Raw genomic sequence first — 20305 nt, 5'->3', positions numbered from 1 at the left:
TCTACCTCCATTTATACAGAACCCACAACAAAACCAACATCACAATATCCAGTCTCGCATTAAAAGCAAATGGCATAAATCCTGAATGTAACGAAGGAACTTTTGTTAATAAAATGGCAGCTATCATGATTCCAATCAACGGAATGACAGCATGGTGAACCATTTTATTAGCTAAAATAAGGATGCCACAAACGACCTCGATGGCGGCAACAGCATACATTAAATATAGTGGGAATGGCAATCCCAATTGAATAAACACGCTTCCAAGATCTTCATTTACGAGTTTCATTAAACCAGATATGATAAACACATAAGCTATTACATATCGGATTAATTTGTGAGTAGTTGCTACTTTTTACACCTCCCAATAATCCCTATATTAAGACTGTATGCAGTAGTTAGGACAAACCTGACTAAAATGATATGTTGAGGATGAAAAAGATGAATGTATATATAAAACGATATCCTTTTCGTGGGAATGAGAAGGTTTTAACCAAGTATTGGTGTAAACATATTTCTGATTGGATAATAGATGAAAAAAGTATATTATCTTTTTCAAAAGATGCAGCGGAACATTTATGGCTTTACATTGCTTATAACGATGGTGAATGCTGTGGAATCCTTGTTAATGAAGAAGGGAATTCAAGTGCGCTATGGTTATTACATGTTATAGAGCAATATCGCAATAAGGGGATTGGCGGAATGCTTTTTGAAATGGCCATGAAAAATGTGGGTAAACAATGGACTGCCGGTATCGGTTCAGGATATTGGTGGCAAGGGGTTCCAATAGGGTCCGGTGATCAATTTTTAGAGAAAAAAGGTTTTCAGTGGGCATGGGATAGTATTGATATGGTGATGAACTTGAATAATTGGCAGAATTCTGAACCAACAGCCCCTGTAAACATAGGAAAACTTATGCCCCATGAAAGCAATGATTTAATTAGTTTACTTAAAAGTGAAGATGAGTTGTCTGGATGGATCGAATATTATAAAAACATAATAGACGACTTTGCTTTCAATCACATTATTGTAGCGCGTTTTAATCACTTGATTGTAGGATGTGCAATGATTTTAACTGAAGAAGATATTAGATGGAAGGATATGATTGAGGGGAAAGTAGGAGGAGTGGGCTGCCTAGGAGTAATGACAAAATATAGGGAACATGGAATAGGCGCTTCATTAGTTTATGCAATAAATGAGGAATTAAAAAGTCAAGGATATAACCATTCGTATATTGGCTATACATGGCTAGAAGAATGGTATGGAAAAATGGGATATGAGGTTTTTAACCGTCAGCGAATGGGATATTTAGAGTGTAAATAAGGCTAAATCTCCCTTTATGGCAATTTAGTGACAATGCAAGAAAAGGGATTGTGTAAAAGGTAAATGCGTTGTATATTAAGAGTGTAAAGAAAATGTGAATAATTTCACAAAGGGAATACAAATAATCAATCAGCTGATTAAAGTACTATATTTTTTTATACTAGAATGTGAATTACCTCACATTAATTCAAAAAAACTCAAGGAGTGAGAAAGATGAAAAAGTGGTATGAAAATCGTTTTGTCGCAATCGTTTGGGCAGCATTAAGAATTTGGTTAGGGGTACAATGGATAGAAGCAGGTTGGCATAAGCTAGGAGCTTTTGATGCAGGTGGATTCATACAAGGAGCAATCGCAAAAGCAGGTGGAGAATTTCCAGCAGTTCAAGGTTGGTACGCAGACTTTTTACAAAATGTAGCATTGCCAAACGTTAAAATTTTCAACGTCCTTATCCCTTGGGGAGAAATATTAGTTGGTTTAGGCCTTATAGTTGGGGCACTAACATTGCCAGCACTAATTGCAGGGGCATTCATGAACTTGAACTTCCTGCTTGCAGGGACAATCAGCACTAACCCAATTTTACTAGCATTAGCTGTCATCCTTCTCTTCGTCATCAAAGGCACAAGATACTATGGAATTGATCACTTATTAACAAAAGAAAATATTAATAAATTTAAAGACACTAACATCTTCAAAAAAATACGACCAGCGCATTGAGTTAAATAAAAACAGGAGGGCGAAAATCGCATTCCTGTTTTTTGGTATGTCTAGCAAGGAATAGTCTATAGGTAAGTTCCTGACTGTAAAGGAAATTTGCTTTAATGCCATGATAAAAACAAAGTATTACTCATTCATATATTGGCTATACATGGCTAGAAGATTGGAATGGGAAAAATGGAATATAAGATTTTCAACCGCCAACGAAGGGGATATTACGTCAAGGAAAATAGCTAAATCTCCTTTTATGGCAATTTAGTGACATTACGCCAAAGGGGATTGTAAAAAGAGAAAAAGCGTTGTATATTAAGAGTGTAAAGAAAATGTGAAATTGTTCACAAGTGGAAATAACAAAAATCAGCTGATCAAAGAAATTATATTTTTTTAAGATGGAATGTGAGGGATTTCACAAAGAGCTTACACAAATATAACAAGGAGTGAGAACAATGAAAAAATGGTATGAAAATCGTTTAGTTGCAATCGTTTGGGCAGCATTAAGAATATGGCTAGGGGTACAATGGATAGAAGCAGGTTGGCATAAGTTAGGAGCATTTGATGCAGGTGGATTCCTTCAAGGAGCAATCGCAAAAGCAGGGGGAGAATTTCCAGCGGTTCAAGGTTGGTACGCAGACTTTTTACAAAATGTAGCACTGCCAAACGTAAAAATTATTAACGTCTTGATCCCATGGGGAGAAATTCTAGTTGGCTTAGGCCTTATCGTCGGTGTACTAACATTACCAGCACTAATCGCAGGAGCATTCATGAACTTGAACTTCCTCCTAGCAGGGACAATCAGCACTAACCCAATATTACTAGCATTAGCTGTCATCCTTCTCTTCGTCATCAAAAGAACTAGATATTATGGGGTTGACCACTTCTTAACAAAAGAAACTATAAATAAATTTAAAGACACAAACTTCTTTAAAAAAATACGAGGTGCGGCAGCGCATTAAGCGAGTTAAAAGCAATAGGCATAAATAAATTTTCTCAAACAAAAAACTTATATTTTTTTAATAACATGTGTGAATAAATTCACAAGTATTTCACAAAAACTTTAGGAGTGAGAACAATGAAAAGATGGTATGAAAATCGTTTAGTCGCAATCGTTTGGGCAGCATTAAGAATATGGCTAGGGGTACAATGGATAGAAGCAGGTTGGCATAAGTTAGGAGCTTTTGATGCAGGTGGATTCCTTCAAGGAGCCATTGCAAAAGCAGGGGGAGAATTTCCAGCAGTTCAAGGTTGGTACGCAGACTTTTTACAAAATGTAGCATTGCCAAACGTAAAAATTATTAACGTCTTGATCCCATGGGGAGAAATTCTAGTTGGCTTAGGTCTTATCGTCGGTGCACTAACATTACCAGCACTGATCGCAGGAGCATTCATGAACTTGAACTTCCTCCTTGCAGGTACAATCAGCACTAACCCAATTTTACTAGCATTAGCTGTCATCCTTCTCTTCGTCATCAAAGGAACTAGATATTATGGGGTTGACCACTTCTTAACAAAAGAAACAATTAATAAATTTAAAGACACAAACTTCTTTAAAAAAATTCGAGGTGCAGCAGCACACTAAGTGAGATAAAAAATTGGGAGGGCGTAAAAAACGCTCTCCTGTTTTTGTTTTTTTATGGAAAGGGAAAATGCACATTGTGTTATGATGGGAGCAAGGTAAGAATAAACTTGTCTGTAAAGGGTGTTATAAATGAATTATCAATGGCTCGCTTGGGCCAAGAGGATACAAGCTTTAGCCCAAGCAGGACTGGAATTTTCAAAGGATATTTATGATATTGAACGTTTTGAAGAATTACGAAATATTAGTGCCGAAATTATGGCAGTACATACTAATTTAGAGTTGGATAAAATAAAAGAATTATTTACAAACGAAACCGGTTATCAAACTCCAAAAGTTGATATACGCGGCGCTGTATTCAAAGATGGAAAAATTTTGATGGTAAGGGAAAATTACGACGATAAATGGTCGTTGCCGGGTGGGTTTTGTGATATTGGATTCTCTCCATCAGAAAATATTGTAAAAGAGATAAAGGAAGAATCCGGTTTTGATGTCCGAGTTGTGAGGCTGCTCGCATTGTTAGATTCCAATCAACATCCCCATCCGCCACAACCATACCATTATTATAAAATATTTATCCATTGTGAAATCATAGGTGGGGAAGCAAACAATGGTCTTGAAACGAATGATGTCCAATTTTTTTTAGATAATGACTTACCGCCGCTTTCATTGAATAGAAATACGGAATCGCAGATAAAAATGCTGTTTGAATTTTTAAAAAATCCTTATAAACAGGTTGTTTTGGATTAATTAAAAGGAGTAGCTGGAACAGAGGATATCAGGCAATTATTTGTAAAAAGGTGATACGTTTTTAAAAATCGGGAGGGCAGAATTTCTCCCCCTCCCAGTGTTGTTTTTATTTTCGTTTCGCCCTCTTATCAGCAGCTTTTGATCTTTCCTGAGCAACCTTATCATCATGATCAGCAAGTTCTTCTGAAAACTCAACATCGAGACCATCAGATTTCATGTTTTGCGGAACTTGCGGTAATTTTTGCTTATTCTTATCTCGAGCACTTCGTCTATCGTCACGTCCCATGTAATTTGTCCTCCTTTAATGGCTATGTATTTTTTATTTTATTTTATTTTCGCTCATTCGCGTATCCGCCAGCTTTATCCGCCCGCTTAAATTCTCTACTATAAAGCACTTCCTGCGTGGCCGAAAGTGTACTTTTCGTTTCCATTTCTTTTCGCTTACTCATCCCACTCACCTCCTCCCTTTATGTTTTGCCCATTCACTGCTCAAACATACAAAGAAGATAATATGATAAAATGACTTTAATACCTGTTTATAAGAGGATGATGTATAATGCCTATCATCACGAAAATTACTACGCAAAAAAATAGTCCTGATCGTTATAATATTTATTTAGATGAAAAGTTTGCATTTGGCGTCGATGAGGAAGTTCTGATTCGCTATCATTTGGTGAAGGGTAAGGAATTGACCGAGTTCGATATTACCCAAATTCAATATGAAGACGAAATAAGGAAAGCATTGAATGCAGCAATCAACTTTTTATCATACAGAATGAGGTCAGAAGATGAAATCCGTCAGCATTTAAAGAAAAAGGAATGGGACGAGCCTGTCATTCAAGCCGTTTTAATGAAATTAGTCGAACGGAAATACGTTGACGATTTAGAATTCGCAGCTGCTTATGTTCGTACTCAAGTAAATGGAGGAAAAAAAGGTCCTTTAACTATTAAGCAGGAATTGAAGCAAAAGGGAATAAAAGAGTTGTTTATTGAAAAGGCAATGGATGAGTATAGTGAGGAGAAACAAATTGAGCATGCCATCCAGCTTGGAAATAAACTTGCCAGTCAAAATAACAATCTTTCGGAAACATTTCTTAAACAAAAGATTGAACAGTTTTTAATGACAAAAGGTTTCCCTTTTAACATTATTTCAGTTGCAATAGAAGAAATTGAATATGAAAAGGACGACGATGATGAATGGAATGCCCTGCAAGCACAAGGTGATAAGGCACATAGGAGATATAAAAAATTCACCGGCTTTGAATATAAGCAAAAAATGAAACAAGCCTTATATCGTAAGGGTTTTCCGATTGAACTAATTGAACGATACTTGAATGAACATGATTAGGGAATTTTTATGAAATTATCAAGAAGAGTCTTTACATTCTCAATGTGCGTGTCCAAGAAAAAGTCGTCAGCCAGGTCAAGATAGAGGTTTCAATGTGCCCGTGTAAGCGAAAAAAGCATCGGCCAGGTCACGATGGCGACTTCATTGTGCCCATGTCAACGAAAAAAGCATCGGCCAGGTCACGATGACGGCTTCAATGTGCCCGTGTAAGCGAAAAAAGCATCGGGCAGGTCACGATGGCGACTTCAATGTGCCCGTGTAAGTGAAAAAAGCATCGGGCAAGTCACGATGGCGACTTCAATGTGCCCATGTCAACGAAAAAAGCACTTGTTCTGTCCGATTGAACAGTTTAAAGTGCCCGGGCCAATGAAAAAAGCACACTCACAGTCCCATTGAAATGCTTTATACAAGAAAAATTCACGATTAGAAAACAATCCTACTAAAGAAAACTTTACAACATTGAACACAAGGTGGTAACGATCATGGAAAAAGAAAAAAGATACAGTCAAATGACGGAAATAGAGCTTAAACAAGAGATTGCTCAATTAAAAGAGAAGGCTCGTAAAGCTGAGCAATTAGGGATTGTAAATGAGTTTGCGGTGATGGAAAGAAAGGCTGTTATGGCGCAGGCGTATTTATTGGATCCTGCTGATTTTAAACCTGGCGAAATATATGCAGTTGAAGGGGCTCCTGGTACATACTTCAAAGTTGATTATTTAAAAGGCGTTTTTGCATGGGGATATCGATTAAATGGATCAGGAAAAGAAGAAGCTCTTCCCATTTCTTTATTAAAATAGATGAGGTCCAAGAGTCCATATTTTTATAAAAAGGTCAGCGGGAAAATTCTCCGCCGACCAATTATGACTGCTATCTTTTTTGATATTGGACTACCATATTCTCAAGGATAATTTGTTGTTGAGATTGTTCTGTTTGCCCATTAACCTGGTTGAACATTCTTTTTGGATTATAATGGGCACGATTAAATGGACTAAGTTGTCTATTTAGGTGAGAATTCTCATTGTTATTCATGATTATCCCCCTTCATTGTAGTCCCATCATGGGATTAGCTTGGGTCTTCATCTTCCCGAGCGCCGGAAGCACGCATTCTTTCTTGAGGATTTGTGTTCGTTGTGCCATTCGCACGTTTGGAAGCAAATTCTGGTTTTGCACGTGGCTCTCCCTCGAATTTGTTATCGTTTTTGTAAGGGAAATCTTTTGCTTTGTTGCGTACCATATGAGAAGCCTCCTTTACAAAGCGAGAAAAACCGTCCCGCCTTTATATTATGGTTTTTATATGCCGAAATTATGAGGAAATAACGAAAAACTCCATGGAGCTTTACATGGAGTTATTCTGTCACGATATTTAATTTTTTCCTTAATTTTTCCTCACTATAAATCCAGCCAGTATAAGAAGCGATGACGTCTAGATTTAAATCAAGCTGAACGATTGCTACAAACGGATAATGTCCATTGCTTCGATAACGCAAATCAATGTATCGAACTTCATAATAACGATCAAATTCTCCAATTTCCCAGCGATAGACCGGCGAGAAGGACAAAAATGCTGAAATATTTTTATCTTTACTTGCAGCTTGAATGATTGGGGAATCGGGAACGGGTATTCGTTTAAATTTATCAAAAATTGTAATCGATCGTTTAAATGCACGCCCTACATAAAAACTGTCTTTCGATGTAATCGCGAGTCGCCATTGATTGAAGCTCATCGTTGGTGCAATAATAATTTCTTCTGCATCAGGTATTGTTTTGAGTAATGCCGACCGAACCGTTCTTTGCATGATAAATCGTAGAAGATAATATAGAATGATCACAATATACATGCTTAAAAAGGTATATCCTGGAGGTGCTCCAAATATCCAAAGGATAATACCAAGAACGTGTATACTGAAAATAATCGGATCAAACGTATTAATAATTCCAAACGCTACCCATTTAGCGGAGAATGGTCTAAGCGCTTGTGTTCCATACGCATTAAAGATATCGACAAAAACGTGTAGGAAGACGGCAATGAAAGACCAAATCCATAAATGGAGCATATTGGCTTCCGGGAAAAATAAGCTGACAAAGGCAGTCACAACAATCGGCCAAAGTAAAACAGCGGGTATCGAGTGTGTAACCCCTCTATGATTTCGTAAATAAACCGCATTATTGCGCAATTTTAAAAAAGTATCAATATCAGGTATCTGTGATCCAATAATGGCCGCAACAAGTACACTGTTACTATTAACTGTACTTTCAGCCACTACTGGATCAAGAGTGGCGAGTCCGCCGATCGCGATTCCCATAACGACGTGAGTAGCTGTATCCAATCTAAATCCTCCTCGAGAAGGGATGGCTGTAAATAGTATATTTACCATCATATTTTTTAAATGTTTCATTTGCAATTATTAAGATTATATTAGTTATTCCCTAAAATTCTTATTGATTAACATCAGGGTGATATGAAATGAATGAACAAATTCAACGCAATTTAAAAGAAATGGAAATAAATAAATTTCAAAAGGATTTAATACAATGGTTTATCCGTGAGCAGCGTGACCTCCCGTGGAGAAAAGATTCCGATCCCTACAAGGTTTGGGTTTCGGAAATCATGCTTCAGCAAACGAGAGTTGACACCGTTATACCTTATTATGAACGATTTCTCAAAAAGTTTCCTACTATTGAGGCATTTGCTGATGCAGATGATGAATCTGTACTTAAAATTTGGGAAGGACTCGGATATTATTCACGAGTAAGAAATCTACATTCGGCAGTAAAAGAAGTTGTCAATCATTACGGTGGAAAGGTTCCAGATTCATTAAGGGATATATCAAAATTAAAAGGTGTCGGCCCATATACAGCTGGGGCTGTATTAAGCATAGCATATGGCGTGCCAGAACCAGCTGTAGACGGAAATGTCATGCGGGTTCTTTCTAGAATTTTGCTCATTTATAATGACATTGCCAAACCAGCAACACGTAAAATTTTTGAAGAGGCCGTCAGGGAAATTATCGATCGTGAACATCCATCGTATTTTAATCAAGCATTAATGGAGCTTGGAGCGCTTATATGCACCCCAACTTCTCCCTCATGTTTATTATGCCCTGTGAGGGAGCATTGCCAAGCTTTTTCGGCAGGAGTTGAAAAAGATTTGCCTGTAAAAACACGTAAAAAGTCTACGAAGCATGTGGATTTGCTAACGGCTGTTTTAAAAACTAATAATGGACGACGATATTTAATTCGTAAGCGACCTAGTAAAGGATTGCTCGCAAATTTATGGGAGTTTCCAACAATTGAGGATGGGAGCTTTTCACCAATGAGATCTACTTTATCTACTTATTTGAAAAATGAATTGAAAATTAAAGCCCGGCTCGAAACGGGCTCATTTGCTAAAGTGGATCATGTTTTCTCACATTTAACTTGGACTATCAACGTTTATGCTGGAACGATTGCGGATGATATAATGGAGGATGTTAGCAATTATCTTCTTGTAACAAAAGAAGAATTGGAGGAATATGCATTTCCGGTTTCTCATCAAACGATTTGGAAAACATATAAGGAAAAAAACAATCTGTAAAATTGTTCAATCTTCATTACAAAGGTAAAATAGACATATTGAATTTGAAAGGTGGATTTTTAATGAGTAATAAAGTGGCACTTGTAACGGGCAGCAGCAGAGGAGTAGGGAAAGCTGCCGCAATTGCATTGGCAAAAGACGGTTATGATATTGTCGTCAATTATGCCCGAAGCAAAAAAGCTGCACTTGAAACAGTCGAGGAAATTGAGAAGCTTGGAAGAAAGGCATTCCTTGTCCGTGCAAATGTGGGGGATGTTGAAAAGATTAAGAATATGTTTACTGAAATTGACAACGAATTTGGACGCCTGGATGTCCTTATCAATAATGCAGCTTCCGGAGTATTAAGGCCAGCTATGGAGCTCGAAGAATCACATTGGGATTGGACAATGAACATTAATAGCAAGGCATTATTATTTTGCGCTCAAGAGGCGGCAAAGCTTATGGACAGAAATGGCGGCGGAAAAATTGTCAGTCTGAGCTCACTCGGTTCCATACGCTATTTGGAAAACTATACAACAGTTGGCGTATCCAAAGCGGCTGTGGAGGCTTTAACACGTTATTTAGCTGTGGAATTATCTTCGAAAAATATTGTTGTTAATGCCGTTTCTGGCGGGGCTATTGATACGGATGCGTTGAAGCATTTTCCAAATCGTGAAGAATTGCTTGAAGATGCAAGAAAGAATACACCAGCTGGACGAATGGTGGAAATTGACGATATTGTAAAAACAATTATGTTCCTCGTTTCCGAAGATGCTTCCATGATCAGGGGACAGACAATCATTGTAGACGGTGGTCGCTCTATTCTAGTGTAAGATTTTTATTAAAAATAATTTTTTTTGGATAACATTCTCACCCTCTGGTTACATTAACAAACGTGGAGGTGAGAAAAATGAAAAAACCGCAACAATCTGGAACTAACGTTCAAAAAGTAAGACAACAAAACGCACAATCAGCTACTGGACAGGGTAATTTTGGTACTGAGTTTGGAAGCGAAACTGATGCACAACAAGTAAGAAAGCAAAACCAACAAGCGGAAGCAAAAAAATCCCAAAACTCAGGCAATTTCGGCCAACAGTAATGAAATAATAAGGATCTAACTTTCTAATGGTGAAGGTTGGATCCTTATTTTTTTATGGGTTGAAACTCATTTGTTTTAAAAACGGGTAAAGAACGTTATAATAATAAAAAGTCATTAAAAGGGTGTTCGGATTACAATTGTGTCTAGCCCCAGCGACTAGCAAACTTTCCTTTATTTTGTCAAAAGCTTAAAAAGTTTGTACATCGCTAAACGGGCGCTTGCGCTTTTCTGTAGAAAGTAGGGGAAAAGATGGGTATTCCCATTGAAGGCGATAACATACAAATCCATAGTTATAAGCATAATGGACATATACACCGGATTTGGGATGAAACAAAAATTTTAAAAGCGACAAAGCATCTCGTCATTGGTGCAAATGATCGCACTTTAGTGACTGAGTCAGATGGCAGAACGTGGATTACACGGGAACCCGCGATTTGTTATTTCCATACCGATATTTGGTTTAATATTATCGCGATGATTCGGGAAGACGGCATTTATTACTATTGCAACCTTGGATCCCCGTATGTATATGATCATGAGGCCTTAAAATATATAGATTATGATTTGGATGTAAAAGTTTACCCGGATATGACGTTTACTCTTCTTGATGAAGATGAATACGAATACCATAGGATGCAAATGGGATATCCAGATGTAATTGATCATATTTTAAAAAGAAATGTGGATAAATTAGTAAGGTGGATTAGACAGCGGAAAGGTCCGTTTTCTCCGGATTTTATTGATACGTGGTATGATCGATATTTGATGTATCGCAGCTAATGGCCTGTTGATCAATTTCAACAGGTTTTATTTATTGTTTAAGGAGGATTTTTTAATTTGGGTATTATTAGAAGATACTTGCATTTTGTAAAACCATATAAATGGAGAATTGTTGGAACATTAATGATAGGGATCATTAAATTTGCGATACCTCTCTTAATTCCATTATTAATGAAATATGTGATTGACGATGTGATTGGCGCGAATGAATTATCGGCGGATGAAAAAACATCAAAATTATTAATGACAATGGGTGCGATGCTTTTATTGTTCGTAGTGGTGAGACCTCCCGTTGAATATTACCGCCAATATTTTGCCCAGTGGACAGCAAGCAAAATTTTGTACGATATACGCGATCGGATGTTTACACATATACAAAAATTAAGTTTTAAGTTTTATTCAAATACTCGTGCTGGTGAAGTAATATCCAGAATTATAAACGATGTAGAGCAGACGAAGGATTTTGTCATTACAGGTTTGATGAATTTATGGCTTGATGTTGCAACTGTCATTATTGCCATTGCCATCATGATTACACTTGATGTACCACTTACATTCGTATCACTCGCTGTATTTCCACTATATATGCTTTCAGTTCGTTATTTTTTCGGGAACTTGCGAAAATTAACTCGTGCTCGTTCACAAGCTCTTGCAGAAGTCCAAAGCTATTTACATGAACGTGTGGCAGGAATGTCAATCATTAAAAGCTTTGCGATTGAGGATCACGAGCAAAAACAATTTGATAAAAACAATGCAAATTTCCTCGATAAAGCATTGACCCATACTAGTTGGACGGCGAAGGCTTTTTCCGTCGTCAATACGATTACGGACGTCGCACCGCTTATCGTCATTACGTATGCAGGATATCAAGTTATATACGGAAATCTTTCGATTGGTACGTTAGTTGCATTTATGGGTTATGTGGAACGATTATATAATCCATTGAGGCGACTCGTAAATTCATCTACAACACTTACACAATCAATTGCATCAATGGATCGGGTATTTGGGCTAATAGATGAGAAGTATGATATTGACGATGCTCCTGATGCCATTGAATTAAAAAATGTTGTAGGAAATATTAAGTTAGAAAATGTATCATTTGCTTACGATGAAAAAGAGGCACCGATTTTACGTAATATCAATCTTGATGTAAAAGCTGGGGAAACGATCGCATTTGTTGGTATGAGTGGAGGCGGGAAATCCTCACTCGTTAGTCTTATCCCAAGATTTTATGATGTGAGCGACGGACGAGTACTTTTGGATGGGATCGATATTCGGAAATTTAAAGTTCGCAGTCTCCGCGATAAAATTGGTATGGTTCTTCAAGATAATATTTTATTTAGCGACTCAGTCAAATCAAATATACTGCTTGGAAAACCCGACGGTTCTGATGAGGAAGTCCGTTTGGCGGCTGATGCGGCAAATGCGCATGATTTCATTATGGATTTGCCTTATGGCTATGACACTAAAGTCGGTGAGCGTGGGGTGAAGCTATCGGGAGGACAGAAACAACGAGTAGCGATTGCACGCGTGTTTTTGAAAAACCCGCCGATCCTCATTTTGGACGAAGCTACATCTGCTCTTGATCTGGAAAGTGAGCACCTTATCCAAGGTGCGCTAGAGAAGCTTGCCAAAGATAGGACAACATTAATCATCGCCCATAGACTTTCGACCATTACCCATGCAGATAGAATAGTCTTAATTGAACATGGGGAAATTGCTGAAGTAGGAACACATGAGGAATTAATGGTAAAGCAAGGAAAATATTATCAGCTATTCCAAGTGCAGCAATTAGATAATTAGAGATTAATAGGAAAGCTCTGAGGAGAATGTCTGCCTCAGAGCTTTTTATTATTATGATGATATTTTTGATATATGCGAATCACTTTATCTAAATGCTCAAGTTGTTCCTCATATTCAACAATCGCCGAAAGAATATGCATTAAATGAAAAGGTTGAAATTCATCTTCCACTTCATTATTTTTAATTTCTTTTAAAAATGCATTCATCAATTGTTCTCTGTTAAAAATATTTTCATTAAAAAGTTCAAATTCTTGAGGGACTCGCCCTATGAATTTTTGCAGCAGTTGTTCATGATAACTTAATAAATAATCAAGTTTTTCACGTGTGCTGTTTTGTAAAGCGCTAGGAAGTTCAAACAAAATATTTTTATAACGATGTTGAAGCTTTAAAAGATCAAAGCTTTTTTGATTGACTTGGATCATCTGTCTATATATGACAAGCTTACGAGCATTGGAATACTCACTTTTTTTAAAATATCTGCGTTCTTCTTTATACATGGAATATAATTGATTATTGCCGCCAATTCTATCCTTCATTGTACCAAGCTCTTTTTTTAGGAGTCGATCTTCTGACGCAAATCTTGTTGAAAGCCGCATCCATTTAATAATATCTTCAGAAACGTCAGAAATTCCTTGAAAAAGCTTCGTTTCATATTTTGGAGGCAAAAAGACGAGATTGACTGCAAAAGAAGACAAGATTCCAAGTAAAATAGTAGATGACCGAATAACCGAAAATTGAAGGAAATCTTCAGTAGGAGCCGACATGACGGCAATAATGGTAACAAGAGCAAGTCGTATTGCGTTCTCCAATTTTAATTTAACCATAATGATAATGGCGATGATAGCAGCAAAACCAATAATTAAAAAGTGATTTCCAAATGTTAATACAAAAACAATGGCAAGGATCGCCCCAATAATATTGCCTTGTATTTGTTCCAATACGGATAAATATGAACGATAGATAGTCGGTTGTATAGCAAAAATAGCTGCAATCCCGGCAAATACTGGCGCCGGGATATGGAGAAGCTCTGCAACATAAAGCGCTAAAATAATGGCTATTCCCGTTTTAAGCATGCGGGCACCAAGCTTCATGATTATAAATTCCTTTCCTAAAACCTATTTCATTTCTTTCAAGGCATGTTCAACTGCTTGTATTGTTTCTATAATGTCTTCTTCAGAATGGGCGGTTGTAATAAACCAAGCTTCGTATTTTGAAGGAGCTAAGTTAATGCCTTGATGTAGCATCTTTTTGAAAAATGACGCAAATAATTCTCCATCAGTTGCTTCAGCTTGTTCGTAGTTTATCACTTTTTCTTTTGTAAAATAAATGGTTAATGCTCCTTTTAAGCGGTTAATCGTAATCGGGGCATTATATTTTTTAGCTGCATTCAATATTCCTTCTTCCAACATGGCTCCTAATTTATCAAGTCTTTCATATATTCCTGGTTCCTGAAGAACTTCAAGGCAAGCAATACCAGAAAGCATCGATGCTGGATTGCCCGCCATTGTTCCAGCTTGGTAAGCGGGTCCGAGAGGAGCTACCTTTTCCATAACTTCTTTACGGCCTCCGTAAGCACCGATTGGAAGTCCGCCTCCAATAATTTTTCCGAGAGCTGTTAAATCAGGTGTAATCCCAAGTAAATTTTGTGCTCCTCCGTACATAAAACGGAATGCGGTAATGACTTCGTCAAATATGAGCAATGCTCCTTTTGCGTGTGTCATTTCCTTAACCTTTTCAAGATAACCTGGAAGAGGTTCAACAATTCCGAAATTCCCTACAATAGGTTCTGCTAAAACTGCCGCAATTTCACTACCCCATTTATTCATTGCTTCTTCGAAAGTTTCGAAATCATTAAAAGGAACCGTAATGACTTCCTTTGCAATACTTTCAGGCACACCGGCAGAATCGGGCATGCCAAGCTGAGAAGGACCAGAACCGGCGGCGACCAATACCAAATCTGAATGTCCATGATAACATCCAGCAAATTTCAGGATTTTATCTCTGCCTGTATAAGCTCTTGCTACGCGAATGGTTGTCATAACAGCTTCGGTTCCGGAATTGACGAAACGCACCTTATCGAGAGAAGGGATTGCTTCTTTAATCATTTTGGCGAATTTTACCTCATGTGGAGTTGGTGTTCCGTATAATACCCCTGTTTCGGCTGCCTGCTTAATTGCTTCAGTAATATGTGGATGCGCATGACCGGTAATAATTGGGCCATAAGCTGCTAAATAATCTATATAGCGATTTCCATCAACATCGTATAAATAGGCGCCTTTTCCCTTTTCCATCGTTACGGGGGAGCCGCCTCCCACTGCTTTATAAGACCGCGATGGGCTATTTACGCCCCCGACAATATGTTCTAATGCTTCCTTATGTAATTCATCTGACTGTGAAAATTTCATAACTGCCTCTCCTTATACTATAAGCTTCTATTCATTGTAGTCGTTCAACGAATTCTGTGCAATTATTGGCATGCTTGGTCTATGTGCAAACTGCTTTACGTAAAATAAATGGACAAGAAATAAAGAGGTGATTTCTTATTTGGTACATCATCTTTTTTGCAGTCATTATTTGTATACTTATGGCGCTAAGAATATTGTTTTTGCCTGATCGATTTAAATTCAAACAAGTATCTTTTGAAAACTTTGCCTTCCTCGGGTGCACATATGCAATTATTATGATAGGCTTTGGTCTCCTTTTTTTATTGCTTGAGCTTAAAGGGATGACAATCATTATTGATTCGACCATTGTTCAATATAAAAGTTGGAATGAACGGCTTGGTACATCATTGTATTTAAGTGCGATTACACTTTTTTCAGTTGGGTATGGTGACGTTGTTCCGGTAGGATTGGGGCGTTTGCTTGTCATGGTTGAAGCTCTTCTCGGATATACTATCCCCGCTGCTTTTGTTGTGCGTTCTTTTATAGAATATGAACCTCGGAGTCGGAAATAAATGAAGGAATCTGATAGGCTAGATATAATAAGTATGAATCGGAGGTGAAAATCATGACGTATAAATTAAACGACCTAGCTCCGGATTTTACATTACCCGCAAGTAATGGAGAACAAGTATCGCTTGCAGACTATCATGGGAAAAGTCATGTAGTTCTTTATTTCTATCCAAAGGATATGACGCCAGGATGTACGACACAAGCTTGTGACTTCAGAGATTTCCATAAAGATTTTTCTGATTTGGATGTGGTTATTTTAGGGGTGAGCCCAGATCCTTTGGCAAAACATGAGAAGTTTATCGATAAATATAATCTGCCATTTTTGTTGCTTGTTGATGAAAATCACGAAGTTGCTGAAAAATATGGAGTATGGAAATTGAAATCAATGTTCGGAAACGAATATATGGGAATTGAACGCTCAACCTTTATTATCAATAAAGAAGGCATCCTTGTAAAAGAATGGAGAAAAGTAAAGGTACAGGGACATGTTGAAGAGGCACTTCAGTTTGTGAAAGAGGAATTGGCATAAAAAATATTTGCCTATTTCTTTCAGATCTTGGCTGTTGTCCATTCTAAAAATGGCTACCTGCATAATGTATATTAGGGCATACCTCCTCAATAGGAAAAAAATTGTGGGTTGTTAATAACAGCCCTATTTTTTTATGCAAAAATCATAATTGAGAATTAAATCTTCATTAATGATAATATATATACATATACTTGATTGTAATGGAGGGGCTATTTTGAAAATATATACTAAATCAGGTGATAAAGGTACAACTTCATTAGTCTATGGTGAAAGGGTATCAAAAAGTGATATTCGGGTGGATGCTTATGGAACTTGTGATGAAGCAAATTCTATGATAGGTCTTGCTCTAAGCCATTTAACCGATATCGAAAACTCCGAAATTAAAGAATTATATTCATTTTTACATAAAGTCCAAACAACCCTTTTTCATGTTGGAAATGAATTATCTACACCAGCTGGAAAAGAAGTGAAATGGATGCTGCAAGCAACAGAAATTGAAGATTTGGAAAAAATGATTGATCAATTAGATGGGGGTTTACCCCCTTTGAGAAATTTTATCCTTCCGGGCGGTCATCCAGCGGGAGCTTCTCTTCACTTAGCGAGAACTATTATCAGAAGGGCCGAAAGAATTACTGTCTCAATTGACAATGTTAATCATTTAGTGCTCTCATATTTGAACAGACTTTCGGACTTCCTTTTTGTAGCTGCCCGATTTATTAATCAAAAGCTTGGTGTGGTAGAATTAAAGCTCCATGAATAAGGAGAAATCATTGACAAAGAAACCGATTTATTAGTACACTCTTTATAAGAATTACTATTAGATAATGAATTTTACTTTAGAAAAGAGGTGCATGGCGGTGTCAGATATTCAATTAAAAGAAGCAATCCATACATTGAAAGAGACGGGAGTCCGAATTACACCTCAACGTCATGCGATTTTGGAATATTTGATTCATTCAATGTCGCATCCAACGGCAGATGACATATATAAATCACTTGAAGATAAATTTCCAAACATGAGCGTGGCCACTGTCTATAATAACTTGCGTGTATTTCGCGAAGCCGGATTAGTTAAGGAACTTACTTATGGAGATGCTTCCAGCAGATTTGATTTTGTAACTTCAGATCACTATCATATTATATGCGATAATTGTGGGAAAATAGTTGATTTCCATTATCCAGGACTAGATGAAGTAGAACAACTTGCGTCCCACGTCACTGGGTTTAAGGTGGGGCATCACCGGATGGAGATATATGGTATATGCCCTGAATGTGATAAAGGAAGTCATTAACACAGCACAATTAAAATAAGCAAGCAACCGGAATACGGTTGCTTGCTTATTTATTTTTCCTTCCCATTTGATTCTGCAGCCAATTCCTCTTCTTTGCGGAATTTACCGTAACAAATAGCAAAAATAAGATATGCGGTAAAACTGAAGATAATCAAAAAGAAAACGGGAATAAGGAAAAGCAAGTAGCCCATTGTTATTAAAATTAAAATACATAGAACAGTTGAAAGGATATACCTAACCGAAAAGAAAAATGAATTTTTAATAAGCTGCCATATAGATAGCCTATAATGGGCCATCATGGGAAAAACATAAATTAATGTGAACGTGGCGATTAGTCCTAACAAAAACAAAGATGCAAATAAAAAAATATGTAATTTTGGATTGAATGTGTTAACTAACATAAAATCAATGTAAAAAATACTAGCAAAAACAAAGAAAATGATTCCTAATATAAAACTCTGCTTGAAATTTTCTTTGAAAAAACGGAAAAAGGGTATTAATATAGCAGTATCTTTTTTCATTACCCATTGCCTGATTACTGCGACCATTGCAGCCGTAGCTGGAAAAATGGTGACGATTGGTAGGCACATCGTAAACCACAGAATGTTTAATAAGAAGAAAAATGATAAAACTTCAAGTATGCTATATAATCTACTATTTAAAATGTTCATTTATCTCACCAATAATATAGATTATTCTTTTTCGATTCTTTTCTTATTATAATCTTCATCAAATTCTTTTCCTTCTAGGTTAGGGTCAACTGTAAGCGGTTCGCGGCAATGCATGCACATATCAACCCGCCCTAAGATTTTTGTAGGCTTACCGCAGTTAGGACATACAACTTGTAAAGCTTTAGTGGACAGCATCCCGATCCAAAAGTAAACAAGTGTACTTGCTATTATTGCCAAAAGCCCTAAAATCATAAAAATTGTCATAATTACGACGTGATTTTTAAAGAATATCCCAAAATACATAATAATAAATCCAATAAATACAAGAGATAATGCGAATGTACGTATTTTATTAATTTTACTTGAATATTTTTTTCCCATCTATAAGCCCTCCCGAAAATAAACTATATCATAATCAGCTAAAAACATCTTGCAATATTAAGGCGATTAATTGAACATGCAGGAAATCCTTAAATGACTGTCGAAATGAAAAAGGAAAATGCATTGGAGGAATTGAAAATGGAAGACATCCTAAGACCTATATATCAGGAAAGAGCAAGCCAAGACAACACTCTAGGTATAGTTAAAATTGAAAAAAAACATAAAGCTGCTACCTTAACAGATACGTTCGATGTAATTTTATTGATGATTGTCGAAGAACAAGAACAACCGGTCTACAATAAACATTATCAATATGAAGACAAAAAGGCTGCACTGCATATAGTTACTGAACAACAACTTAATGAGTGGCTGCTACTTGGTTCTAATCGTAAAATTGTTGAATGGATATATGAAGGCAAAATTTTATTCGATAGAAATGATTATTTGGAAAAACTTAAAATCGAACTTGAAGATTTCCCTTTCTATGGAAGGAAAATTAAAATTGGTTTAGAATTTGCAAAGTTAATAAGAAGATATATGGATGGGAAAGCCTTTTTCGAAACGGGTCAATATTTGGATGCCTTCAATCATATTGTTCATTCATTACACCATTTAGGCAGACTTTCTATAATTGAAAATGGATTTCATCCAGAACTTACAGTTTGGAATCAAGTAAAGCAAATAGAGCCGGAAATATTCAAACTGTACGAAGAATTAATTAAAAGTGAGGAGCCTATTGAAAAAAGATTAGAACTTTTATTTTTGGCAAGTGAATTCTTAATATTTTCAAGAACATCAGACGGAGCGGCTCATTTGCTTGAAGTAATGGGAACCCAAGATCAATGGAGTATAGATGAAATATTTAAACATCCTGAAATAGTTCATTATGGAGTGGACTTTAGTCTTTTACTTGAATATTTAATTGAAAAGGACTTCATACAGGTAGTAGAAGTAGAGACAAAGGGGCATGGATTATTTCATAGATGCTATCGAATAAAAATATAATTCTATTCTTTATTATTTTTTATTAACTTTCCTATTGACGAGTTTAATTAATCTTGTTATAGTAGTAAACGTCGCTGCTAGGACATAAACATTTTAGCGAAATGCGATAAAAAAATAATGGTTGACTTTAATATCGCAAAGTGATATTATAAAAAGGTCGCTGTCAGAAAGCGACCAAGTTTGATCTTTGAAAACTGAACGAAACGAAGCGTTAAAAATAATTTTGCAAGACCAGCTAGAGTTAAGGAACAAAGGCTAAGAACGCCACGTCCTGTGGCAACGCCTTTGTTAGTACATCCTGTACTTCAAAACTACTTTAATGAGAGTTTGATCCTGGCTCAGGACGAACGCTGGCGGCGTGCCTAATACATGCAAGTCGAGCGGACTTTTGGGAGCTTGCTCCCAAAAGTTAGCGGCGGACGGGTGAGTAACACGTGGGCAACCTGCCTGTAAGACTGGGATAACTTCGGGAAACCGGAGCTAATACCGGATAACTTCTTTTCTCGCATGAGGAGAGGTTGAAAGAT

Annotated in this window: 27 protein-coding genes and 1 rRNA gene; 18 read left to right on the top strand and 10 right to left on the bottom strand. The window is 36.8% G+C overall.

The window, feature by feature from the left end; translation table 11 throughout:
• Position 1: 1 nt before the first annotated feature.
• Positions 2-331, bottom strand: a complete 330-nt coding sequence (locus NQ185_RS10165; RefSeq protein WP_257581832.1) for a DoxX family protein — start codon at positions 329-331, stop codon at positions 2-4.
• Between the two features lie 110 nt (positions 332-441).
• On the opposite strand from NQ185_RS10165, the gene NQ185_RS10160 reads away from it, so the two are divergent.
• The 5 genes from NQ185_RS10160 to NQ185_RS10140 all read left to right on the top strand — a co-directional run bounded on the left by NQ185_RS10160 (position 442) and on the right by NQ185_RS10140 (position 4360).
• Entirely contained in the window at positions 442-1323 is an 882-nt protein-coding gene (locus tag NQ185_RS10160; RefSeq protein WP_257581590.1) for a GNAT family N-acetyltransferase, read from the top strand.
• 213 nt (positions 1324-1536) lie between these two features.
• The gene (locus tag NQ185_RS10155; protein ID WP_257581585.1) at positions 1537-2037 is read left to right on the top strand and encodes a DoxX family protein; all 501 of its coding nucleotides are present in this window, start codon (positions 1537-1539) and stop codon (positions 2035-2037) included.
• Between the two features lie 446 nt (positions 2038-2483).
• The gene (locus NQ185_RS10150) at positions 2484-2990 is read left to right on the top strand and encodes a DoxX family protein (RefSeq protein WP_257581584.1); all 507 of its coding nucleotides are present in this window, start codon (positions 2484-2486) and stop codon (positions 2988-2990) included.
• A 116-nt stretch (positions 2991-3106) separates the two neighbouring features.
• A complete protein-coding gene (locus NQ185_RS10145) occupies positions 3107-3613 on the top strand; it encodes a DoxX family membrane protein (protein ID WP_257581583.1) in 507 nt (168 codons plus the stop codon).
• 129 nt (positions 3614-3742) lie between these two features.
• Positions 3743-4360, top strand: coding sequence for an NUDIX hydrolase (locus NQ185_RS10140; RefSeq protein WP_257581582.1), 618 nt, complete (start codon positions 3743-3745; stop codon positions 4358-4360).
• A 106-nt stretch (positions 4361-4466) separates the two neighbouring features.
• On the opposite strand, the gene NQ185_RS10135 is transcribed toward NQ185_RS10140, so the two are convergent.
• Both NQ185_RS10135 and NQ185_RS10130 read right to left on the bottom strand, forming a co-directional pair.
• A complete protein-coding gene (locus NQ185_RS10135) occupies positions 4467-4646 on the bottom strand; it encodes a YfhD family protein (RefSeq protein ID WP_257581581.1) in 180 nt (59 codons plus the stop codon).
• Between the two features lie 43 nt (positions 4647-4689).
• Complete coding sequence (locus NQ185_RS10130) at positions 4690-4809, bottom strand: YfhE family protein (protein ID WP_257581580.1); 120 nt, start codon at positions 4807-4809, stop codon at positions 4690-4692.
• A gap of 107 nt (positions 4810-4916) precedes the next feature.
• On the opposite strand from NQ185_RS10130, the gene recX reads away from it, so the two are divergent.
• Both recX and NQ185_RS10120 read left to right on the top strand, forming a co-directional pair.
• Complete coding sequence (gene recX, locus NQ185_RS10125; RefSeq protein ID WP_257581579.1) at positions 4917-5708, top strand: recombination regulator RecX; 792 nt, start codon at positions 4917-4919, stop codon at positions 5706-5708.
• Between the two features lie 482 nt (positions 5709-6190).
• Positions 6191-6505, top strand: coding sequence for a YfhH family protein (locus NQ185_RS10120; protein ID WP_257581578.1), 315 nt, complete (start codon positions 6191-6193; stop codon positions 6503-6505).
• A gap of 70 nt (positions 6506-6575) precedes the next feature.
• Here NQ185_RS10120 and NQ185_RS10115 read toward each other — a convergent pair whose 3' ends face one another.
• From NQ185_RS10115 to NQ185_RS10105, 3 genes are all read right to left on the bottom strand, one after another.
• Positions 6576-6737 carry a YpzG family protein gene (locus tag NQ185_RS10115; protein ID WP_257581577.1) on the bottom strand — a complete coding sequence of 54 codons (162 nt, stop codon included), beginning with the start codon at positions 6735-6737 and terminating at the stop codon, positions 6576-6578.
• Between the two features lie 34 nt (positions 6738-6771).
• Positions 6772-6942, bottom strand: a complete 171-nt coding sequence (locus NQ185_RS10110; protein ID WP_257581576.1) for a small, acid-soluble spore protein K — start codon at positions 6940-6942, stop codon at positions 6772-6774.
• A 112-nt stretch (positions 6943-7054) separates the two neighbouring features.
• A complete protein-coding gene (locus NQ185_RS10105; protein ID WP_257581575.1) occupies positions 7055-8035 on the bottom strand; it encodes a metal-dependent hydrolase in 981 nt (326 codons plus the stop codon).
• A 137-nt stretch (positions 8036-8172) separates the two neighbouring features.
• Here NQ185_RS10105 and mutY point away from each other — a divergent pair, with 137 nt between their 5' ends.
• The 5 genes from mutY (at position 8173) to NQ185_RS10080 (ending at position 12946) form a co-directional block, all read left to right on the top strand.
• Positions 8173-9282, top strand: a complete 1110-nt coding sequence (gene mutY, locus NQ185_RS10100; protein ID WP_257581571.1) for an A/G-specific adenine glycosylase — start codon at positions 8173-8175, stop codon at positions 9280-9282.
• A 62-nt stretch (positions 9283-9344) separates the two neighbouring features.
• A complete protein-coding gene (gene fabL / locus NQ185_RS10095; protein WP_257581570.1) occupies positions 9345-10094 on the top strand; it encodes an enoyl-[acyl-carrier-protein] reductase FabL in 750 nt (249 codons plus the stop codon).
• A 77-nt stretch (positions 10095-10171) separates the two neighbouring features.
• The gene (locus NQ185_RS10090; RefSeq protein WP_257581569.1) at positions 10172-10360 is read left to right on the top strand and encodes a gamma-type small acid-soluble spore protein; all 189 of its coding nucleotides are present in this window, start codon (positions 10172-10174) and stop codon (positions 10358-10360) included.
• Positions 10361-10609: 249 nt separating this feature from the next.
• Entirely contained in the window at positions 10610-11140 is a 531-nt protein-coding gene (ntdP, locus tag NQ185_RS10085; protein WP_257581566.1) for a nucleoside tri-diphosphate phosphatase, read from the top strand.
• Positions 11141-11197: 57 nt separating this feature from the next.
• A complete protein-coding gene (locus tag NQ185_RS10080) occupies positions 11198-12946 on the top strand; it encodes an ABC transporter ATP-binding protein (protein WP_307000676.1) in 1749 nt (582 codons plus the stop codon).
• Between the two features lie 35 nt (positions 12947-12981).
• Here NQ185_RS10080 and NQ185_RS10075 read toward each other — a convergent pair whose 3' ends face one another.
• Both NQ185_RS10075 and NQ185_RS10070 read right to left on the bottom strand, forming a co-directional pair.
• Positions 12982-14037 (bottom strand): FUSC family protein, encoded by a 1056-nt coding sequence (locus NQ185_RS10075; RefSeq protein ID WP_257581565.1) that lies wholly within the window; start codon positions 14035-14037, stop codon positions 12982-12984.
• Positions 14038-14061: 24 nt separating this feature from the next.
• Positions 14062-15351 (bottom strand): glutamate-1-semialdehyde 2,1-aminomutase, encoded by a 1290-nt coding sequence (locus NQ185_RS10070; RefSeq protein ID WP_257581563.1) that lies wholly within the window; start codon positions 15349-15351, stop codon positions 14062-14064.
• A gap of 200 nt (positions 15352-15551) precedes the next feature.
• Here NQ185_RS10070 and NQ185_RS10065 point away from each other — a divergent pair, with 200 nt between their 5' ends.
• The 4 genes from NQ185_RS10065 to perR all read left to right on the top strand — a co-directional run bounded on the left by NQ185_RS10065 (position 15552) and on the right by perR (position 17721).
• Complete coding sequence (locus NQ185_RS10065) at positions 15552-15902, top strand: potassium channel family protein (protein WP_307000673.1); 351 nt, start codon at positions 15552-15554, stop codon at positions 15900-15902.
• A gap of 53 nt (positions 15903-15955) precedes the next feature.
• Complete coding sequence (gene bcp / locus NQ185_RS10060; RefSeq protein WP_257581561.1) at positions 15956-16429, top strand: thioredoxin-dependent thiol peroxidase; 474 nt, start codon at positions 15956-15958, stop codon at positions 16427-16429.
• A gap of 214 nt (positions 16430-16643) precedes the next feature.
• Positions 16644-17189, top strand: coding sequence for a cob(I)yrinic acid a,c-diamide adenosyltransferase (locus tag NQ185_RS10055; RefSeq protein ID WP_257581560.1), 546 nt, complete (start codon positions 16644-16646; stop codon positions 17187-17189).
• 91 nt (positions 17190-17280) lie between these two features.
• Positions 17281-17721, top strand: a complete 441-nt coding sequence (gene perR / locus NQ185_RS10050; protein ID WP_307000669.1) for a peroxide-responsive transcriptional repressor PerR — start codon at positions 17281-17283, stop codon at positions 17719-17721.
• Between the two features lie 50 nt (positions 17722-17771).
• Here the strand turns inward: perR and NQ185_RS10045 are convergent, their stop codons facing one another.
• Both NQ185_RS10045 and NQ185_RS10040 read right to left on the bottom strand, forming a co-directional pair.
• On the bottom strand, positions 17772-18392 hold the full coding sequence (locus NQ185_RS10045; protein ID WP_257581553.1) for a YesL family protein: 621 nt from the start codon (positions 18390-18392) through the stop codon (positions 17772-17774).
• A gap of 21 nt (positions 18393-18413) precedes the next feature.
• A complete protein-coding gene (locus NQ185_RS10040) occupies positions 18414-18773 on the bottom strand; it encodes a YgzB family protein (protein ID WP_257581551.1) in 360 nt (119 codons plus the stop codon).
• Positions 18774-18911: 138 nt separating this feature from the next.
• Between NQ185_RS10040 and NQ185_RS10035 the strand changes: the two genes are divergently transcribed.
• Together NQ185_RS10035 and NQ185_RS10030 are read left to right on the top strand one after the other, a co-directional pair.
• Positions 18912-19778, top strand: a complete 867-nt coding sequence (locus tag NQ185_RS10035; RefSeq protein ID WP_257581829.1) for a nucleotidyltransferase-like protein — start codon at positions 18912-18914, stop codon at positions 19776-19778.
• A 315-nt stretch (positions 19779-20093) separates the two neighbouring features.
• Positions 20094-20305, top strand: a 16S ribosomal RNA gene (locus tag NQ185_RS10030); the annotation flags it as partial.

This window comes from Lederbergia panacisoli, assembly GCF_024626525.1.
Taxonomy (GTDB): Bacteria; Bacillota; Bacilli; order Bacillales; family Bacillaceae_C; genus Lederbergia; species Lederbergia panacisoli.
Note: the sequence above shows the minus strand (reverse complement) of the source record. Positions and strands in the feature narration are given on the sequence as shown.

What these genes read in the sequence shown, in the direction of transcription:
- NQ185_RS10145 (WP_257581583.1), top strand. Translation starts at nt 3,107, where the DNA reads ATGAAAAGATGGTATGAAAATCGTTTAGTCGCAATCGTTTGGGCAGCA.
- NQ185_RS10045 (WP_257581553.1), bottom strand. Translation starts at nt 18,392, where the DNA reads ATGAACATTTTAAATAGTAGATTATATAGCATACTTGAAGTTTTATCA.
- NQ185_RS10140 (WP_257581582.1), top strand. Translation starts at nt 3,743, where the DNA reads ATGAATTATCAATGGCTCGCTTGGGCCAAGAGGATACAAGCTTTAGCC.
- NQ185_RS10135 (WP_257581581.1), bottom strand. Translation starts at nt 4,646, where the DNA reads ATGGGACGTGACGATAGACGAAGTGCTCGAGATAAGAATAAGCAAAAA.
- NQ185_RS10155 (WP_257581585.1), top strand. Translation starts at nt 1,537, where the DNA reads ATGAAAAAGTGGTATGAAAATCGTTTTGTCGCAATCGTTTGGGCAGCA.
- perR (WP_307000669.1), top strand. Translation starts at nt 17,281, where the DNA reads ATGGCGGTGTCAGATATTCAATTAAAAGAAGCAATCCATACATTGAAA.
- recX (WP_257581579.1), top strand. Translation starts at nt 4,917, where the DNA reads ATGCCTATCATCACGAAAATTACTACGCAAAAAAATAGTCCTGATCGT.
- NQ185_RS10070 (WP_257581563.1), bottom strand. Translation starts at nt 15,351, where the DNA reads ATGAAATTTTCACAGTCAGATGAATTACATAAGGAAGCATTAGAACAT.
- NQ185_RS10040 (WP_257581551.1), bottom strand. Translation starts at nt 18,773, where the DNA reads ATGGGAAAAAAATATTCAAGTAAAATTAATAAAATACGTACATTCGCA.
- NQ185_RS10090 (WP_257581569.1), top strand. Translation starts at nt 10,172, where the DNA reads ATGAAAAAACCGCAACAATCTGGAACTAACGTTCAAAAAGTAAGACAA.
- NQ185_RS10115 (WP_257581577.1), bottom strand. Translation starts at nt 6,737, where the DNA reads ATGAATAACAATGAGAATTCTCACCTAAATAGACAACTTAGTCCATTT.
- fabL (WP_257581570.1), top strand. Translation starts at nt 9,345, where the DNA reads ATGAGTAATAAAGTGGCACTTGTAACGGGCAGCAGCAGAGGAGTAGGG.
- NQ185_RS10035 (WP_257581829.1), top strand. Translation starts at nt 18,912, where the DNA reads ATGGAAGACATCCTAAGACCTATATATCAGGAAAGAGCAAGCCAAGAC.
- ntdP (WP_257581566.1), top strand. Translation starts at nt 10,610, where the DNA reads ATGGGTATTCCCATTGAAGGCGATAACATACAAATCCATAGTTATAAG.
- bcp (WP_257581561.1), top strand. Translation starts at nt 15,956, where the DNA reads ATGACGTATAAATTAAACGACCTAGCTCCGGATTTTACATTACCCGCA.
- NQ185_RS10150 (WP_257581584.1), top strand. Translation starts at nt 2,484, where the DNA reads ATGAAAAAATGGTATGAAAATCGTTTAGTTGCAATCGTTTGGGCAGCA.
- NQ185_RS10075 (WP_257581565.1), bottom strand. Translation starts at nt 14,037, where the DNA reads ATGAAGCTTGGTGCCCGCATGCTTAAAACGGGAATAGCCATTATTTTA.
- NQ185_RS10120 (WP_257581578.1), top strand. Translation starts at nt 6,191, where the DNA reads ATGGAAAAAGAAAAAAGATACAGTCAAATGACGGAAATAGAGCTTAAA.
- mutY (WP_257581571.1), top strand. Translation starts at nt 8,173, where the DNA reads ATGAATGAACAAATTCAACGCAATTTAAAAGAAATGGAAATAAATAAA.
- NQ185_RS10130 (WP_257581580.1), bottom strand. Translation starts at nt 4,809, where the DNA reads ATGAGTAAGCGAAAAGAAATGGAAACGAAAAGTACACTTTCGGCCACG.
- NQ185_RS10160 (WP_257581590.1), top strand. Translation starts at nt 442, where the DNA reads ATGAATGTATATATAAAACGATATCCTTTTCGTGGGAATGAGAAGGTT.
- NQ185_RS10110 (WP_257581576.1), bottom strand. Translation starts at nt 6,942, where the DNA reads ATGGTACGCAACAAAGCAAAAGATTTCCCTTACAAAAACGATAACAAA.